Source organism: Limnobaculum xujianqingii, assembly GCF_013394855.1.
Classification (GTDB): domain Bacteria; phylum Pseudomonadota; class Gammaproteobacteria; order Enterobacterales; family Enterobacteriaceae; genus Limnobaculum; species Limnobaculum xujianqingii.
The window spans coordinates 1,276,329-1,293,909 of sequence record NZ_JABMLK010000002.1 but is presented as its reverse complement, the minus strand read 5'-3'; the positions used below and the strand labels follow the sequence as shown (position 1 = coordinate 1,293,909).

At 44.4% G+C, this 17,581-nt stretch carries 17 protein-coding genes; 1 reads left to right on the top strand and 16 read right to left on the bottom strand.

Going from position 1 to position 17,581, the window contains the following annotated elements; genetic code table 11:
• Nucleotides 1–79: 79 nt before the first annotated feature.
• Nucleotides 80–1,330 (bottom strand): diaminopimelate decarboxylase, encoded by a 1,251-nt coding sequence (gene lysA / locus GOL65_RS19985; RefSeq protein ID WP_140921399.1) that lies wholly within the window; start codon nucleotides 1,328–1,330, stop codon nucleotides 80–82.
• Between the two features lie 124 nt (nucleotides 1,331–1,454).
• Nucleotides 1,455–1,643 (bottom strand): LPS translocon maturation chaperone LptM, encoded by a 189-nt coding sequence (lptM, locus tag GOL65_RS19980; protein ID WP_140921398.1) that lies wholly within the window; start codon nucleotides 1,641–1,643, stop codon nucleotides 1,455–1,457.
• Nucleotides 1,644–1,721: 78 nt separating this feature from the next.
• On the opposite strand from lptM, the gene cyaY reads away from it, so the two are divergent.
• A complete protein-coding gene (gene cyaY, locus GOL65_RS19975; RefSeq protein WP_130590115.1) occupies nucleotides 1,722–2,045 on the top strand; it encodes an iron donor protein CyaY in 324 nt (107 codons plus the stop codon).
• A gap of 311 nt (nucleotides 2,046–2,356) precedes the next feature.
• Here cyaY and GOL65_RS19970 read toward each other — a convergent pair whose 3' ends face one another.
• The 14 genes from GOL65_RS19970 to GOL65_RS19910 form a co-directional block, all read right to left on the bottom strand.
• On the bottom strand, nucleotides 2,357–2,923 hold the full coding sequence (locus GOL65_RS19970) for a hypothetical protein (protein ID WP_228723170.1): 567 nt from the start codon (nucleotides 2,921–2,923) through the stop codon (nucleotides 2,357–2,359).
• Nucleotides 2,924–3,245: 322 nt separating this feature from the next.
• Entirely contained in the window at nucleotides 3,246–3,866 is a 621-nt protein-coding gene (locus GOL65_RS19965; RefSeq protein WP_179038510.1) for a hypothetical protein, read from the bottom strand.
• A 12-nt stretch (nucleotides 3,867–3,878) separates the two neighbouring features.
• Nucleotides 3,879–7,994, bottom strand: coding sequence for an RHS repeat-associated core domain-containing protein (locus tag GOL65_RS19960; protein ID WP_179038509.1), 4,116 nt, complete (start codon nucleotides 7,992–7,994; stop codon nucleotides 3,879–3,881).
• Nucleotides 7,995–8,129: 135 nt separating this feature from the next.
• Nucleotides 8,130–8,555, bottom strand: coding sequence for a tail fiber assembly protein (locus GOL65_RS19955; RefSeq protein WP_407657488.1), 426 nt, complete (start codon nucleotides 8,553–8,555; stop codon nucleotides 8,130–8,132).
• Nucleotides 8,552–9,232 (bottom strand): gp53-like domain-containing protein, encoded by a 681-nt coding sequence (locus GOL65_RS19950; RefSeq protein WP_140918462.1) that lies wholly within the window; start codon nucleotides 9,230–9,232, stop codon nucleotides 8,552–8,554. The genes GOL65_RS19955 and GOL65_RS19950 overlap by 4 nt, the downstream gene beginning before the upstream one ends.
• A gap of 15 nt (nucleotides 9,233–9,247) precedes the next feature.
• Complete coding sequence (locus GOL65_RS22510; RefSeq protein ID WP_140918461.1) at nucleotides 9,248–10,636, bottom strand: YmfQ family protein; 1,389 nt, start codon at nucleotides 10,634–10,636, stop codon at nucleotides 9,248–9,250.
• Complete coding sequence (locus GOL65_RS19940) at nucleotides 10,629–11,699, bottom strand: baseplate J/gp47 family protein (RefSeq protein WP_140918460.1); 1,071 nt, start codon at nucleotides 11,697–11,699, stop codon at nucleotides 10,629–10,631. The genes GOL65_RS22510 and GOL65_RS19940 overlap by 8 nt, the downstream gene beginning before the upstream one ends.
• On the bottom strand, nucleotides 11,699–12,049 hold the full coding sequence (locus GOL65_RS19935; RefSeq protein WP_140918459.1) for a phage GP46 family protein: 351 nt from the start codon (nucleotides 12,047–12,049) through the stop codon (nucleotides 11,699–11,701). Before GOL65_RS19935 ends, GOL65_RS19940 begins: the two co-directional genes overlap by 1 nt.
• Nucleotides 12,050–12,107: 58 nt before the next feature.
• Nucleotides 12,108–12,752 carry a phage baseplate assembly protein V gene (locus GOL65_RS19930; protein WP_140918458.1) on the bottom strand — a complete coding sequence of 215 codons (645 nt, stop codon included), beginning with the start codon at nucleotides 12,750–12,752 and terminating at the stop codon, nucleotides 12,108–12,110.
• Nucleotides 12,736–13,959, bottom strand: coding sequence for a phage baseplate assembly protein (locus GOL65_RS19925; RefSeq protein WP_179038508.1), 1,224 nt, complete (start codon nucleotides 13,957–13,959; stop codon nucleotides 12,736–12,738). Before GOL65_RS19925 ends, GOL65_RS19930 begins: the two co-directional genes overlap by 17 nt.
• Entirely contained in the window at nucleotides 13,943–14,593 is a 651-nt protein-coding gene (locus GOL65_RS22325; RefSeq protein ID WP_228723168.1) for a hypothetical protein, read from the bottom strand. The genes GOL65_RS19925 and GOL65_RS22325 overlap by 17 nt, the downstream gene beginning before the upstream one ends.
• 213 nt (nucleotides 14,594–14,806) lie before the next feature.
• Nucleotides 14,807–15,247, bottom strand: coding sequence for a DNA circularization N-terminal domain-containing protein (locus GOL65_RS22320; protein ID WP_228723166.1), 441 nt, complete (start codon nucleotides 15,245–15,247; stop codon nucleotides 14,807–14,809).
• Between the two features lie 107 nt (nucleotides 15,248–15,354).
• Entirely contained in the window at nucleotides 15,355–16,428 is a 1,074-nt protein-coding gene (locus tag GOL65_RS19915; protein ID WP_179038507.1) for a hypothetical protein, read from the bottom strand.
• Nucleotides 16,352–17,470: a phage tail tape measure protein gene (locus GOL65_RS19910; RefSeq protein ID WP_140918455.1), complete on the bottom strand. Its 1,119-nt coding sequence runs from the start codon at nucleotides 17,468–17,470 to the stop codon at nucleotides 16,352–16,354. The genes GOL65_RS19915 and GOL65_RS19910 overlap by 77 nt, the downstream gene beginning before the upstream one ends.
• Between the last annotated feature and the right edge of the window lie 111 nt (nucleotides 17,471–17,581).

Here is a 17,581-nt window from a genome sequence, read left to right as displayed (position 1 = left end):
TTTATCGCCAGTTAAATTCTCGTCTTGCCGGGCCAGCCATTCTGAAGCTGTGAAACCAGAAAACGTATATCCTGATATATTATTTCACCAAATGCTCACCACGCCACAAATCTTCAAAAATCTCTCGCTCACGCACCACATGAGCCTGAGCACCATCAACCATAATTTCTGCCGGACGGCAGCGAGTATTGTAATTTGAACTCATGGTGAAACCATAGGCTCCGGCGCTACGTACCGCCAGTAAATCACCCTGATTCAGCGTCAATTCACGATTTTTACCGAGAAAATCACTGGTTTCACACACCGGACCAACTACATCATAGGTTTGATGCTGACCTGATGGCTTTTCGATAACCGGGATAATCTTCATCCATGCTTCATACAACGCAGGGCGGATCAGATCATTCATACCTGCATCAACAATGGCAAAATGGTGATCGTCCTGATCTTTCAGGTACTCTACCGTTGCCAGCATAATTCCGGCATTGGCGGCAATCGCACGTCCTGGTTCAAAGCAAAGCTCTAAACCTTCACGCCCTTTCAGCTTTTGTAGCAAGGCAGCGGCATACTCTTTCGGTTCTGGTGGCGTTTCATCGTCATAGCGTACGCCCAATCCACCGCCCAGATCCAGATGATGGATCTCAATGCCATCTTCTTTAAGCTGATCCAGCAAAACCAATAAACGATCGGTAGCATCAAGAAAAGGTGAAAGCTCAGTAAGCTGAGAACCGATGTGACAGTCCACACCTCTGACCTCAATATTTGGCATATCATTAGCTAATCGATAAACCTCACGCGCTTTTTGATAGCTGATACCAAATTTATTTTCTTTTAACCCGGTAGAAATGTAAGGGTGAGTTTTGGCATCCACATCCGGATTAATGCGTAACGAGATGGGTGCTTTTACCCCCATCTTACCCGCGATCTGATTGATGCGGTGTAATTCAGGAATAGATTCCACATTAAAACAACGGATACCCACTTCCAGCGCCCGACGAATTTCAATTTCTGATTTAGCTACACCAGAAAACACGATTTTAGCCGGATCGCCGCCAGCGGCCAGAACGCGCTCCAGCTCACCCTGCGAAACAATGTCAAAACCGGAGCCTAAACGAGCCAGAATATTCAGAAATGCCAGATTACTGTTGGCTTTAATCGCATAACAAATCAGGTGAGGGTGACCGGATAACGCATCATTAAATGCATGCCAGTGGCGCTCAATCGTCGCCCGGGAATAGATATAAAGAGGTGTACCAAAACGAGCGGCCAGCTCTGCCACCGGTACATCTTCGGCAAATAATTGCCCGTCTTTGTAATTAAAGTAATCCATAGTGTCTGCCTAATCTGTTTTTTTATGCTGTATTTATCTGGTACAACCGAAATACCCTGAATGTCCGTATCACGTACTCTGTTGGCTACGTGATAAAAGTAAACTTTAGCGGATAAACCAAAGATTACTCTTTGGTCGCTTTATCACCCTGAGTATTATTTTCTGTTTGTGCAGGTTGTGATTGCGTCGGTTTTAGCGGAGACTCCTTCTTAGGTGGCTCGTCTGTTGGCATATATAAAGGCCCTTTCAAGCCGCAGCCAGCAAGCCAAAAGGTTGTCAGTACTAAGAGTGAGCAACGAAAAAATCTATTCATTAAAATAAGCCTGTGATTCATTTTGTTTAGCCCTCTATAATCGCAGCTAGATCACGAAAAGCAATAGGAATTCTGATTATGAATGATACTGAGTTTCATCAACTGGCCGAAAAACTGATGCATAACATCGAAGAAGCCATTGATAGCATCGATAGCGATGCCGACATCGATTATGAAATCAATGGTGGGGTGATGTCACTCTCTTTTGAGAATGGCACTAAGATTATCATTAACAAACAAGAGCCTATGCATCAAGTCTGGCTGGCAACCAAAAGCGGTGGATATCATTTTGACTATCGTGATGGTCAATGGTTTTGCGATCGCAGCGGTCAGGAGTTTTTCTCTGTGCTGTCGGAAGCCTGTACTGAACAGGCGGGTGAAGAGGTTTATTTGCGGGATTAGGTGGGAATTATATCGGGGGTACATCTATATATGGCTCCCGTTTTCTGGGTGTAAATTGGTTTCTCGCACTCAAAATGCTGCTTTTTTCTGGTCAGGTAATATGGGTGGTGGTATCTGTTAAACGCAGCTATGCAGACAAAGCGCTGTAGAATAATTAGTGAAATTCCGAATAGTCGCTGTCGGTTTGAATGGCATTTCTGAAAAAAATGATGAATGGCCTTTGTAAGGCCGTTTTCGTGACAACAAAAACACTATATTGGTTAAAAAACATACTTAATATATATTTTCGTACGGTTGGGTATCAGACCTCTTTAATACAGTCTGGAATCTGAACGCGGCTCTATGTCTCTTAGCCCCAGATTATCAACTTTCTCCAATATCAAATCATAACAATATGAGAAATCATTATCTTTTTTCAAATGAACACCTTCCAAACAAACTTTGTATATCCCTTTTGGTACACTTGAGTTATGCCACCCCATGTAGGTTTCCCATTCCCAGAAAACTGACATATCGGCAATATATAAATCACCCGTCACATTAAGATAAAAGTATTTATCGCTAAATATGACCCGTCTATTGTTGTCGCTTGGATATTCATCCAAGAATAAACGAACAAAATATCCACCATCATCAATTCCCATTATAGGTAATGCAATACCTTCATTAAGAACAAGATCACCTTTTTCCGTTGTAATAAATTCTTGTAGGATATTAGCATCATCTTTTATTTCGCCACCAAAAGGCTCTAATATCCCAGGATAATCAAAAATAATTATTCCATTAAAATCAACGTCAACCGATATTACTTTAACCACATTTACCTCCTGAAGCTTTGCCTGAGCGCTTATTATTAAACCATTCCAGTAATTTTGCATGAGCTTCTTTAGGCGTTACATTTTTGGCTAATACTTCTCCTGTTGAAGGTATTTTTAAGTCACCTTTTATATGAGAAACAGAATCCAGATTTTTATTGGTTGCTTCAAATAGCTCATCTGCCGTTCCTGTCCATGGCCCTTGAATTTTTCCTATATCTCCTTTAATTGCTCTGCTTCACTGCCTTCATTGAGGTTTTTCGGCTCACCTTGATTTCATGAATTTACAACTAATATAATTATTTAGAGTTATTCACTACTATATATCAAATTACTCCAAGATCTCTTTTTTTAACGAATACATTCAGATCTAAAATTAATTAAACTATTGTTCAGGATATATGATAATTATACCTTCAGGTGCATTTTCTGTAATTCTTAGTGTTGGTTCAATTTCGATATTATAGTAATGTTCAATATATGTATTTAACCACATATAATGCTCTATATTTACAATATTATTTTCTTTATAAATATATTTTTTTTCTGAGAAATTATTATCATATGAATAAAAATAAGAGCTTGTAATGATATCACCATCTAACTTGGCTAAAATAACATTATTTAAGCTTGCGTCATCTCTGCTCTCTAAAGCACTCCCAAATATTAATCCAATTATTTCATTATCTTTTCGCAAATAAAATTTTCTGTACACAATCCATTCTTTTTTTCTATCCATAAACTTGGAGTATCTTAGCTCTCCAATAATATGACGGTTCACATCGAGACTATAGTTTTGCTTATTAGCAGCTGGAGACGATTCTTTTTTAGCAAGCATTCTTCCAGGAGAGTGGCCTTGTAGCTCGCAACTATATGGTTCTAAAGAATAAGCTGGCATTACTCCCATTCCCCAGACTTGATCAACAGTATTATCCTTTAACCAAGCCTTCAGCTCTGGATATTTATTTTTGTATTCATTGAATATATTAGTTAAATAATTTTTCATATTTTTTACTCACTACGCCCTAGGAAATATCATACCATTTTCAAGTGCATTTTTGATTGAAGCTAAGCCTGCTTCAAATTCCTCTTTAGTTCTGGTATCTTTTAATGCGTCCCAAACATACTGTTTATAAGCATTCCCATGAACCCCTTCACCACCATGAGCTGTAGCTGATGTATTAGGTAACCTAGAAGCTGAATTTTTCGGTAACCAAACACCATTCTTTGCATCATTAATATCAAGACCCAAATTATCCATTTTCCTTCTTAGCCAACGCATACGTACATCTTTAGAATTAGACATGACCATATGGTGAGCACGATAATTTACCGTCGGTCTGTTACCTAAATTATCACCTAATTTTTTTGCATCCGTTGAACAACTCAACCCAAGCGGATCGATCCAACTTAACGCATTTGGTGTGTAAGCATATATATTCAGTCCCCCCGCCAACCCTATCGGATCCTGACTAACATACCCCCCACTAACCGGATCATAATACCGATACCGGTTATAGTGTAAACCACTTTCCTCGTCAAAATACTGCCCCTGAAACCTGAGTGGGTTGTGGATTTGATTAGCATAAACCGTTCCTTTCTCACCCCACACACCACTTCTTTCCGACCAGACAATATGACCGGCGGCATCCGTTAAACGCAGCGGTGCGCCGTTAATATCACAGTGATAGTAATAAGATGTTTTTTGCCGCTGCTGGTTATCAATTAGCGCCAGAGGCCTGAAACTACCGGGGTAATAAACGTACTCTCTTAAATCCTCAAACAGACATTTAAGCTGCGCCTGCCGGAATTGCTCACTGTTTGCTCTGGTGAGTAAGCAAGGTTGGGTAATATCGCTGTTGTTGTCAGGTTCAGTAATAAAATCAATCGGCTTTTCAGCCTCAGCCAGCAAAGCATCTCCCTGCCAGAAATACCAACTCACCCGTTCAGGCGTTTTCTTACAGATGCGTCGACCCAGACCATCATAAGCGTATTCTGTCGATATCCCATTCTTTTGATAAGCGATTAGCTGCCGGCTTTCATTCCATACAAACTGTTCTGCTTCACCGCCATCACGCTGACGTTTAACCAACTGCCCCACCCGATCATAAACATAGCGAACGCCATCCAGCGTACTGTCACGATAGAGCGCTTCGCCATCTTCATCCCGGTGATAACGTTGCTGAACCACATCTTTCAGGCGATTACCCGCCGCATCAAAAACAAAGGTTTTGATTTTACCCAGCGGATCGGAATGGGTGACCAGACGGCCCACCTTATCGTAATGATAAGTATCAGTCCCCCACAGGCTATCCTGCCGTTTAGTTAAATGGCCCACGCTGTCATACTGATAAATCGTTTCAAATAACGGCTGGGTATCGCTGAAAACCCGTTGAGCGGTAATGTAACTTTGCTCATTGTAGTCCAGCTCTCGCCTCAGTGTTTCCGTGAATTTTTCCTGTTTAACCCGCCCCAGCTCATCATAATCAAACGCTATTGGCTCATCCTGATTAAGCTGAATGTCACTCAATTGACCCGCTGAGTTATAGCCCAGCGTTATCTCATTGCCCATATCGCTAACGCGGCCCGTGTATTGCCCCGCCGCGTTATAACGATGCTGAATAACAAAACCGTCCTGCGACTCTTCGGTTAAGCGCCCGGCGTTATCATATGACCACTCCAGTTTTCGCCACGGGTTATGACATGCAGTGATCTGCCGTCTGGCGTTATACTGATACTGTGTTAACGGCATATCATTGTGACGTTTTTCTATCAGATTTCCCTGTCGGTCATAGCGGAAATTCAGCGTATCACCCAATGCATCACGGCTTGCCACCATATGGTTATTCAGGTCGTACTGGTAATGGCGGCTTTGCCCCCAGTAATCAACCTCTTCAATAATGCGCCCCAGGCTGTCTCGTTTAATTTGCCAGCGCTGGTTACGCTGGTTTTCAACGCCAGTCAGTTGGTCTTCAGTATCGTAGTAGTAGCGGATCCATTCACCGTCTGGTGTGCGACAACCGGTAACTTCACCGGTACCGTTATAGGTTAATTGAGTTTCAAGCCCGGCTTCATCACGGTAAGCAATTACCTGATCTTCGGCATCATAAGCAATATGCACTGGCTTTTGATTGAAACCATCAACGCGTATTAACCGGTCCTTACCATCGTAGCGATAACGGATGATATGACCTAATGGGTTAGTTTCTTCGAGCAGGTTGCCACGGTAGTCAGTACGGTATGTTGTTACCTGTTGTGCTGTGTCAGTTCTGGTCAGGAGAAAACCCAACGGGGTATAGCAAAATAACTCCGATGCACCGTTGGGATAGATAGTTTCAATTTGCTGCCCTAAATCGTCATAGCGATACTGCTGGCTAATCTGAAGCGGGTTAGTCAATTTAGTCGGATTATTCCGGGAGTCATACTCATATTGCCAGACTCCACCGCCAGTATCGGTAATGGTTATCGGCTGATTATTCTGGTAAATAACAGAAAATTCAGTTTCGCCATTAACTGACTCTTTAACCAGATTCCCCTGTTCATCGTATTCCCATTGAGTTTTTCTGCCACCGGGTTCCGTTACCATCACCGTGCGGCCCCAGTCATCGTAGGCAAAAAAGGTTGCACCGCCTTCTGGGTCTATCTCACATACTGGTATCCCATCTTCACTGAAACGAATTAACGAGGTATGGCCGAGTGAATTTGTTACTTCAAGCTCTTTACACTCTTCAATCCAGTTAAAGTGGTAATCATAAAGCCCGCCATCACCCCAGGCGCGGATAACGGCTTTATTATCATCATATTCATAATAGAAAGTTTGCCCCAGTCGATCCCGATGGGCACACAGATAATAATTATCCTGATAGAGAAACTGCCGGGCGTAGCCCTGATTATCGATATGGTGAAATAGCTGACGAAAACCATCATATTCATAAGTGACCAGTTCATATTGACTGTCATCAGATTGATGCGTGTCATACAGAGACATCTGTAAAATACGATGCTGTTCCGTTGTAACGATTATCTCTCGCCCGGTAGCATCAATGTTGCTATGTTCAACTAACTTAACAAGTTGATCATTTTGATAAATAAACTGCCACTGATTACCGTTCCTGTCTTCCAATTTTGAAACATGAAGAACGTTATATGGAGATATTTGCTTACTTTGATCGGTAAAACGCCAAATAACATCATCGGCTTCCACCAACCAATGAGTGCCCTGTTGATCTTGTTCATACCAAAGCTGCCCCGCAGGTACACCATAAACAGCATGGGACCGACCCGCTGCTTTCGGTGTTTCCATAAAACCAAGTGGGCCATCAGGTAGCTCAATCTGCCAGTAACCTTGTTGCTGATGGTAATGCAAAGCAGTGTCTGCCAGAGTACGCCAGCCAAGACCACAGTACCCGTCCTCATCAATATTAGCGGAACTATAGTATCGAACCCAATTTAACGGAAAGCGGCCACTCACCGTGAAGTCAATGTGCTGTAAACTCACACTGCGATCACGAATATCAACCGGCTCCGCGCGTAAAACTTTGCATTTAAAGAAACCGCTATCCATGTTTTTAAACAATTTTTGGCGGAGGCTCTTAAATTTATCCATGGCATTTTTAAAGCCCTTGGTCTTCTTAAGACGTTTAAAAGCGCCTAAACCAGCCTTCATAGCCATAGCCATCATGCTTATGGTGGGAATTCCCCCTACATGAACATTGTGGGGTAAGGCAATATTAGCGGTAAGCGGTAAGCTCAACGCTTTAGGTATGGGCTTATCTTTTTGTCTCGGGCGAAATGGCGCGGGGATACCGACAATATTACAGCTTAGCGTTGGTAATAAACGGTAAGTAAGCGGGTCACCATCAACAATCACTGTGCGGCTTCCCATAAACAGTTCATCATCCTTTTGTGGTCCCATGGGGGCAGCATAAGGCGGTGCCCAGGTACCAATTGGGATATGAATTACTTTTCCTTCCGTTCCTGCTACGGTTCTTTTTAATCCATGAATGGTTGTCGTTGCCCCAATAATTGGCAGATAATCGAAAATATCAACCACTAAAGAAATATGCGGCGTTGGCAATGGCGCAGGGTGTACCGACGCGATTTTTTTTGCATAACGACGCGATGTATATTGCATATTAAGCAGCTAATGTTTTACCAGTCTTTTGCACAATGCAATAAATATCGCGGCGGCAATACAGATTGTTTTTTATAGATCAACACCACTGAGAACTAACCTTGTCCTAATAACTATTTAACATCTGTGTCCTATTTATGGTTTTTGGGGCCACTTTATATCAGGAGCTTGAATTATATCTATTGCTTCCAAGGCGTCGAGATAATCCAGCCACAAATTGTATTGCATCAGTTCATCGTCTTTTAGTCTACCGATTGCTGCTTTTCCGGGCCATTGTTTACTGTTTATGTAATTATTTACACTACTAATTTGACGACTTTTTTCTACTTCAGCAAATTCTATTGATTGCTCTTTCGTAAGGGGTGGAATGTCTTGCCATTTAGGTAATCCATCCTGACCAGCTACACGAATTTTGCCTTCTGGTGGCACATCAGAAAATTCGTTAAAAATATCTAGTGAAACGCCAACGGCATCAGCAGGCCATGTTCCAGCAGAAAGATAGTTATCTTTACCGTCTGCCAGATAAAATGCGTTCATTTCTTTACTGTAATAAAACATTATATTTTTCCTTCTGCGACCCAATAAAATGCATTAGTACTGCCCGTAATGACTCCTGTCCCATCAATTTTATAAGCGCGACAAACTGCTCCAATATTAGAAGACGCAGCATCATTGACAATAATTGACTGTATGGCTGTTGGCACTGACGACTGCTTATATCCAAAGTAAACCGCATCCGGTTTTACCGAAAAAGCAACTGGATAGTTTATTGTTACGTCGCCGCTGGCATTAGCAACAGATGTTCCCCATTGTCGAATATACCCACCGGGGAGGCGCTGAAAGCCAGCAGCGCCCAAACTTCCGCCCGTGCCAACGCTTGAGCTGAACGAAGACATATCAGGAATCTGATTCACACCAGTGCCAACGCTCCGGAGCGCGGCATCTTTCAAGTTAAGATTTTGACGGGCAGTAGCTATATCATTAATATCATTAAAATTATTATCACATTGCATAAATAATGAACGTAATGATTGTAATACTTGATCTGTTTGAGTATCACTAGCTTGGATATTTGCGGCTGTTAATATGTTTTTTAACTCAGTCTGAACATTAATAACAGATGATTGTGTGTTATTCATGAAATCAGCGGTGACAATTGTCCCCTGAGCGCCAGTTAACGGATTTCCATCATGGAATTTATTGTCCGGGGTGTTGATAGGTGGCATAGGATTGTTCATATGACACTCCTTTTATTAATTAGTAATAAATTCAATCCGCTTGCAGTATCTGGTGCCCCAGTCGCGAGTAGATAGAGGTAATTGGAACTCAAATGCGCCATTGTGCGGATGTTCTTCCACGTCACCGTTGGTGAAAATTAGCCTGATACCCTTAGCGCCAATGGCTTGGACGAAAACATCAGCTTGTTCACGTGTTGCTGATGATGATCCCGTCAGTATAGGAGAACTACATATATCCCCAGCCTCGACTTGAAATCCATTTACATCAGCGATTAAGACGTCTGCTATTCCGCGAAGCCCTAGCCAACAGAATCGCGGCTGCCCCACCGGTCTATCGTGCTTAATCATGAGGCGCTTTGGCATACTTGATATCGGAATGGGGGTGTAATCGGTTATGTCAGCATATAGAACAATGGATTTATTCTCTTGCTCTGTGCTGACGAAAACTGAATACGCTATTTTCCCGCCACCTGATAAGAAATTGGTACCACCCACTAACGAATATGCAGTCGTTAAATTGGATGCGGTCGTAAACCTGTATGTTGCTGTAGGAATTCCCGCAATAGTTTTTCTTGATGAAGAAAACGCGGAGCCTGCGCCAGAGCTAGAGCTGGGCGCGGTTTCTGGTGTGGTTGTTCGTGGGAAATAGTTCGTGGACTGTCGCTCTGGCTCATGCCTACCAACAGCTATACCATTCTTATATGCGAGAGGCCAGATGTTAGGGGGCGCATAGTGTAGAAGGCCATCTTCACCCCATTCAGCATGAGGACTGGCACACAAATAACGAACGCGAAGATCTAACTCTGGAGTTGTTAAATCAATTGGGGATAAATCAGGGGGTTTTTGATACGCAAAAATACACAACGTTTCGGCTGGTTTTAGATCATTAAAAACCGTTTCAAGTTGTGAGTCGCCAAACGCTAATAATCTCTCGCCTGCACCTGATGCGCCAGTTCTGAAATGATAGGTTGGTATTTCTGAATTCAATATGTTTACACGCCATACCCAAATAATATCCTCAGTGTAGAGCGTGTCTCCGCAACGATTAGCGCTCACCCTAAAAGGCTGTAGTTCATCAATAGTGATGTCATACCCCATTGCAGCAGCAAGGTTGATAAAATAGGGAATAGATAAACCGCCAGTCTCCGCCATCTTTGCAAGAACGCGAGATAACCGCTCTTGATAAGTTGCCTCAGCATGTATAACCAAACCGTAAACCCGCTCCCAGTCTGCAAGCAAATTTCCGGCATTAAAAGGTGTTACCGCGCTTAATATCTCTATTGATTTTGCTTTCACTGCATCGAGTTGTGCACCTTCTGCGGCTAATTCAGCGCTTATCCTTGGGCCTTTATCATCATAACTGACTGGCGGTAATAATAACGCCAAGAGGTTGGCGCTATTCATCGGACATCCTCCTAATGTGGATATTACCTGCTTTAATCCACTCAATGACGTGCTCATTAACGGTCGGCAAGATATTGCGAGTAGGAGAAACAATATTAACGTCCATAACGCCTGTTATGGTCAGTATCTGCGCGACAATCTGGCTTATAATTAAGGCTTCTCCCGGTGCTAATCGAGTAATTGCAGCCTCAATAACAGATACGATTTGCGCTGATGCGTCCTCTACAGTTAAACCGGATAACGATATTTCGATATCGAAATCAACAGGTTTTAATGTTGCCGTCAGAATTAGAATATTTTTTGCCGTTACTGAGCGGACGTCATCAATATAGTCTTGAACAGCTTGAATGATTTCAGGTGATGCCAAACCGGCACCGCTGATGACAACAACATCAACTGTACCAAGACCACGCCGTAAGGGATATACATATGCACCAGTTACGCCGTCAACCTCCATCGCCCAGCGTCTAAAATCATATCTATTCCCCCCCGCAGGCGGGCGGCGGATTAACTCTAAGAGCCGGGCGAGTAAATCGGCGTCGGTTTCGTTATCAGTTCCCCCGGATAGCGGTTCAATAATGACTGTACTATCGACACCGAACGGCGCACTAACTAACGTCCCATTCATTGCCGCAGAGGTGTTTTCTTGAGTCCCCGCGATAGACGCTTGAATGCGAACATTAATGACGCCATCATCAGCGATGACGGCATCGTCGGTCGTAAATAATGACCGGGCTTCACGCTTAATTTCGGAACCCGCAGGAAGGCTGGAACCCGGTTCACCAGTAACCGTGATTGAACCTGTCGCAAAAGTAGCACTTTTACGTCTTAAACCACGCGTCCGGGCGTGTAGTTCTAAGTATTCCGTGTCCGCTGTATCGGGGAATATTTGACGAACAATCCACGCCTGATCGCGATGAATTCCGGCAACAAGACTGGCGATAGAGGATGCCCGGATAAAATAATCACTATCCGGGTCGATATCAGCATCCGGGATACCGTTTTTCAGGTCGCGCAACAATTCATCGCGCAAAGTGGCAAAAGTCTTGGTTAAGAACGGCACTATGTCAGCCTCACCGGGTGTTTAAATACCTGTTCTTTGTCTGTCGCATCAATAACGCTAACGTTTAATAACAAAAGTCCTGTTCGGTAGCGGGTTGTCGTGACAGTAACAGAGCGAGCGCGTTTATCATCAATTAGCGGTTGTAATGCCTGCTCGGCATACTGTTTCGCCAGTCGATAAACTCTGGATAAATCTTTCTCCCGCTCCAGTTCGTGAAGTCGTGACCCTAATGTCGGATCAGCCCACCAACTACCAAGCGGAGTCATCAGGCGCAAATAAACGGCGTTCGCCAGTGTGTCAGTTGTACAGCCGTTGTAATCGCGGGTTTTTGGGTCAATTAGCATATCCATGCAGCGATTATGGCTGCATGGATAAACAATTGCGGGTTGATGGGGTTCAGGGGGGAATTTATTGTTTCGGCGGGCTGGTTGTGCCGCCGGAGTCGCCGTTGTGAATATGCTTTTGTACGCTAACGGTTCCAGCGACAATATCTTGCGTGGCTTTTAACGTTCCGTCAATAGTTGCGCTTACGCCGCCATTTCCACCAGATATCGCCATGCCACCTTGCCCGGTGATTTTGGCTTTTGCTGTCATTTGTTCACTAGTAGTCAGCATGGGTGTATTAAAATCTGTTTTATCACTGGCGTTGACTTCGAATGACAGGCAGTTAACCCGGTAAATATCACAATCAACTTCGATGATTCGTCCACGCTTTAAAACAATTTTTGCTTCTTCATCGGTATAGATTGCCACCTCTCCGGATTTCAAACCCTGCAATCGATATTGTCCATGCTCTGTCGCAATAACAATACTATAGCTCGTTTTACCGTTCAGCGGTAGCATGATTGCCGCCGTTCCGGCAGGCGGATTACTGGTCAGGCCGTAATGTTGGAAATATTCGACGTCTTGCAACGGTTCATTGTTCAGAGCTTCGGCCTGCACAGCCTGTGCGGCTCCAGTACTGTTAACGCGAGTTAACACCCCTCTAAATGCCTGTCTAATGCCGTTTAATTGACGGTTAACCTGTTTACTGATTTCAGCTAATGTCGACAATGCCTATCTCCTTCTTGCCTTTTTTACTGCCTTTTTTTGCTTTGCGTTTTTCTTTCTTTTTCTTGTATGCATCTGGTATCCAGACACCATCTTGTTTAAGTCCCAATACGGTATAGGTGCCAGAATTGCGCCCACCAATAAACGTGCGAGACATCAAAAAATAGACGCTGTCTATGTCGTGAGGTTCGCTAATAACATGAATGCGCTGTCCGGGCGACCATAAAACGTCATCAGACGTTCTGTGGCCTCTGACTTCGACAACCAAATCAAACGCGTTCAGCTTCGCATCAGAAAGCATTTTTCGCGCCTGATAGCGTAACTGTTCAATATTATCAATATCGCCTGCTGTAGCGATTTTAGGTCGATAAAATGGGATGTCAAGGTCAGAGACAACCACTTTCATGTTGTGTGAGCCAATTTCGGCAGAACTGGTCACATAATCATTATTGCTGCTTTCGTTGGAACTGATATCAACAATGCCAATATCTTTACTTTTGCTGCTACCCGATGACCGTTGCGCGTGACCTTGTCCCAATAACGTTAACTCAGAAAAACTGCCTTCAATTGATGTGGTTTCATCAATTGAAATCACGTTATTTTCGTCCCCTTCAAAACGCATTATTAACGACGCTACAGGCGGCATTGTGTAGTCGGCCCCGCCGATAACTAACGTCCCATCAGGGTCAAACCAAGGCCATAAGCCGCTATTTTTAGCAGCACGGGTCAGCGCTTCCCAAGCTGACACCCCCGGTTCAACGCTGATTTTGTCGCTAATAGTGGTTGCCTCAGCATCAATACGGATTTTTGTAATACCAAAAGGGCGAACAATACTGGCGACAATTTCTTCTAATGTCAGTTGTTTTGCGGTAAATATGGGGGCGGAACAGTCATACAACATCCCGGCTTTATCCCGTCCGTTAAGCGATAGCGTAGTCTGACCACGACGAACAGAACGGCGGCGGCGGTCTATGCGACCGTCTAAAACCGTATCATTTCCAACCTGAACCGTAACGGGCATCCCTGCGGCGATATCATCCGGGAAAATGCCGTCCGGGATACCAAGAGACACGCTCCACGCATCCGCAGGGGTCAGAAAATCTGAGTCGATGCTGTATTGCGTCCAACTGCTGTGAGCTTTCCCATTAATAATCACGCTCACCGTGTTAATGTCGATATTGTCTTGAGTTTGATTATCTGGCGTAGGCATAAATGAAATCACCTTGTTTGATATTATTAGAATCCCGGATAGTAGGATTTAACCGATACAGTTCGGCGGCGCGTTGATAATCCCCGTATAACTTATGCGCGAGTAAATGGAAATTACAGTCAGACTCAATGCGTCGGCGTACCAGTGGTGGGCGGGCCATAATGGCGGCATTGCCAAGATTTTGTACATCAAGCGCGATATCTTTTAACGACAAGACGACCGGTTGCCAGCGCAACGCAATATCTGTCGGGCTACTGCTGACGCTTTGCATTTCAGGCTCGTACAGTTCGCGATGTTGGTCAATAACGTTCTGTAGTGATTCCCGGACATCATTCACAATCATTTCGATGTCATCAGGGGAAAGCTTTTCAAGCTGTTCTTTGTCGGTCAAAATCTCTACGGCATTTTTTGTCAGCTCGGCGGCAACTTCGGCAGTCACAATGGCGTTTAGCTCTTTGATATCATCCAGTGTGGCACCGGCAGGCATACTGACCGGCGCGTCAGTTTCACCGGTTATCATGGCGTTAGGGATAGCCGCAATCGCGTTTAATTGATATTTGGTTTCTTTCCAGTCTGAAATCGTATTATCACTATATGCGGTAATACTGTTTGTTGTTGATGATTTTGAACTCAACGAGGTTAAGTCTAAAGCGGAGCGCAGGTCGCTAAGAAAATGCGCCCGGATAGTTAATAAAATCCTTCACACTACTGATAAAACCAACAATATCACACACGAAATACCGTCACCATATTAACCATGACAGAGCCAAGCGCTTTAATCTTTGCCATGTATTTTTGTGCTGTCTTTAATGGCGCAATAACTGCATCTAAAATACCTTGCAACCCATCAAGTACCCCTGAATTTTATTGCGTATTTCGTCCAGTTTTGACAGAGTGAACTCTTGCATAAAAAACGGGTTGCCGGGGTAGCTTCGAGAAACACCAGCTCAACATAGCAATGATCGACATTGTCGGCGTGTGTGGTCGATGCCGTATTCGATACATTGCATATTAGGCATTGAACCAAAAATCGGTGTATCAGTTCAGCGCTTCCGTAAGTATCCAGTGCGACGATAAAGGCTTGTAATTGTTGTTCGTAAGTATCACCCCAAAACAGCGCAGTCATGCGACTATTGCGAGGCTGACGGCCTAAATCTTCGACGTCGCCGCCGTCCTGATAAGGGTATTCATGAACAGCCACCGAACGTGATACAGAGTCCCGCGTCTGAATGACATCAAAGCGAACGCCCCGAAATGAAGCATCAAGCATATATTCAGACCATGCCATTATAATTCTGCTCCCACATAACCACGTTTTATTTTTATATCGTTATGCTGGTTAACCACTTCCGCAGAGTGCGTCCATCAACAATTAATTTCGTTATATTACTAAGGTTAATGGGTGCGGTTTCCTGAAACAACCGGAGGCTGATTTACATTGCCGCCAGATACAAGGGAGTTGAACCAACCAGAGACAGGTGAAAAGACGTTTTCTTCAAGAAATTTATTCGGGTTAAATCCAATTTCCTCTAACCATTTATTGGCCTTTTCTCCGCGTTCTTCGCCGCGCCTGGCGGCAAGTTCAGCCGGTGAAATACCTTGTCTTTTTGCCTCTTCCGCAATGTTCCATTGCTCTGTAACCAATGCTAACGCACCATTTAATAAACCTGTATCAAGGTCTGGTTTTTCAAAGTCGTCATTACCTGAGCCTTGGTTATCCTGCCAGTTGGTTACAAACACCGGAACGGCGTTTGTGGTTCCCTGTGTCGCGTTTAATAAACGTTCTGGAAACCGCATCACGCCACCACCACCGGAGCCAGTAAGGCCACCTAAGCCACCACCAGCACCACTCAAACCACCATTACCTAACAACATTTTTGCGCCACCGATAGCCATTGCAGCAGCGGCAAGCGCTTTTAATCCATCGGTGGAACCTGCAACCCATGCGGTAAAATCCGGAAATCTCAAGCTTAAATCGCTTAACTCCTGAGATACTTTTCCGATAGCATTTGATAGCGGCGTCATGGCATCCATGCTGCCGAAATCTTTTGCATTGCTCAGGCGTTCTGTTTGAAAATCATTGGTTGATTTAATCACCTCAAAGTTGACATTACCTGCCAGTTGGTCGCCGGATAGGTTTCGTTGAGCGTTGCTCGCGTCGGTCACTTCTTTTGCATAATCCCGGTTGGCCCGATAACCGATAAGGGCTTTTAGTGCCTGTTGGTCGTTAACCATTTTACCAACGGCTGAACCTTCCAAAATTGAGGACATCGAGTTCAATGTTTCAAGACGATCAGCCCCTTTAGCGGTTTTTAATTTTTCCTGCAATGCCTGATATTGATTGTCATTGGCGACCACTTTATCAATGATGCCGACAAAACCATCAATTGCGTTAACGCCTTTCTCGCGGGCTGCTGCCAGCGGTAATTGCTGATGTCTGGTTAAAGGCCAGCAACGTTGCGAAATCATCTAACCCCCTCATACCGGCATTACCGGCGGCGGCTAAATGGTTGGGTAAATATTGCGCCATGTCTGCCAATTCAAATGAACCCGCTTGCCCGGCAACAATTGCCATGTTTAACGCTTTCTCGATGTCTTTATCTTCAACACCAAATGAGCGTTTTAAACTAATCGCAATCCCGGCTAAGTCAGAAGTACTGGCCCCGGTAGACGTCGAGTATTTTTGTAAAATAGGGAGTAAATTGTTTGCAGAATCCGCGCTAACTGCGCCGGATGCTAGCATCTTATCGAGCACCTCGGCGGCGCTTTCTTTTGTGCCGCCTCCATACTCAACCGCCGTCCGAATGCTTTTAGATAGTGTTTCTTTGCCTTTAATACGGCCTTCGATACCTTCACCTTCATAAGCTGTATTTGCCATCATGGCAACCCGGCGATCAAAACTCATTTGATTTTTAACCGGTTGAGCCAGCACCATTGCGCCTGCGGTGATTCCTGCACCAATTTGCGCCACACCAGAACCGATGTTTTTTATCTGCTGTAACCGGGTAACGCCTTGCATTTCTTTTCGTAGTTCAGCAACACGCCCGCGCATCTGATTGTAAGCGCGGGATTGCTCACGGGCAGACAGGGTGCCTGAACGGGCTAGACGATTATAAGCGGCCTCGGTTTGTTGAATTTCCCGACGGATACTATGTTCAGAGCGAATGCCGAGAGTTTCCCTTGCTCGTGCAGCTTTTTGTTGTTCGCTCATTAGCGTTCGGGCTGTTTTAATTCCCTCGGCTGAGGCTTTTCGCTGTGCATTAACCTGTTGTTCACTGGCTCGGTTAGTCTTACCGATACTGTTTGCCAGTTCTGCCGCTGCTTTGGATGCTTGTTTTGTACCTTTTTCACCCTCGGCAGCGGCTTTCGTCTGTGCTGCGCCTTGCTTTTCGCTTGCCTTGGTTGCTTTGCTTGTCGCCTCGACTAACTGACTAACAGCAGCGGATACCGGCTTTGATGCCCGATCGTTTGCTGTCAGCGTCATTGCAACTTCAAGGTTTCGATTACTCATGGCGCGTTAAGCTCCTTTTTTCTGACGTTTTGATATAAAGCGCTTTGTGTGTCCGTCTTTATCCCGAGAAGGTAAGCGAGAGGTTTTCTTGCCGTTTAACTTGCCGAACGC

Excerpts from the sequence above, each read along its gene's own strand:
- lysA (WP_140921399.1), bottom strand. The coding sequence starts at position 1,330 with ATGGATTACTTTAATTACAAAGACGGGCAATTATTTGCCGAAGATGTA.
- lptM (WP_140921398.1), bottom strand. The coding sequence starts at position 1,643 with ATGAATAGATTTTTTCGTTGCTCACTCTTAGTACTGACAACCTTTTGG.
- cyaY (WP_130590115.1), top strand. The coding sequence starts at position 1,722 with ATGAATGATACTGAGTTTCATCAACTGGCCGAAAAACTGATGCATAAC.
- GOL65_RS19970 (WP_228723170.1), bottom strand. The coding sequence starts at position 2,923 with ATGCAAAATTACTGGAATGGTTTAATAATAAGCGCTCAGGCAAAGCTT.
- GOL65_RS19965 (WP_179038510.1), bottom strand. The coding sequence starts at position 3,866 with ATGAAAAATTATTTAACTAATATATTCAATGAATACAAAAATAAATAT.
- GOL65_RS19960 (WP_179038509.1), bottom strand. The coding sequence starts at position 7,994 with ATGCAATATACATCGCGTCGTTATGCAAAAAAAATCGCGTCGGTACAC.
- GOL65_RS19950 (WP_140918462.1), bottom strand. The coding sequence starts at position 9,232 with ATGAACAATCCTATGCCACCTATCAACACCCCGGACAATAAATTCCAT.
- GOL65_RS22510 (WP_140918461.1), bottom strand. The coding sequence starts at position 10,636 with ATGAATAGCGCCAACCTCTTGGCGTTATTATTACCGCCAGTCAGTTAT.
- GOL65_RS19935 (WP_140918459.1), bottom strand. The coding sequence starts at position 12,049 with ATGGATATGCTAATTGACCCAAAAACCCGCGATTACAACGGCTGTACA.
- GOL65_RS19925 (WP_179038508.1), bottom strand. The coding sequence starts at position 13,959 with ATGCCTACGCCAGATAATCAAACTCAAGACAATATCGACATTAACACG.
- GOL65_RS22320 (WP_228723166.1), bottom strand. The coding sequence starts at position 15,247 with ATGGCATGGTCTGAATATATGCTTGATGCTTCATTTCGGGGCGTTCGC.
- GOL65_RS19915 (WP_179038507.1), bottom strand. The coding sequence starts at position 16,428 with ATGATTTCGCAACGTTGCTGGCCTTTAACCAGACATCAGCAATTACCG.
- GOL65_RS19910 (WP_140918455.1), bottom strand. The coding sequence starts at position 17,470 with ATGAGTAATCGAAACCTTGAAGTTGCAATGACGCTGACAGCAAACGAT.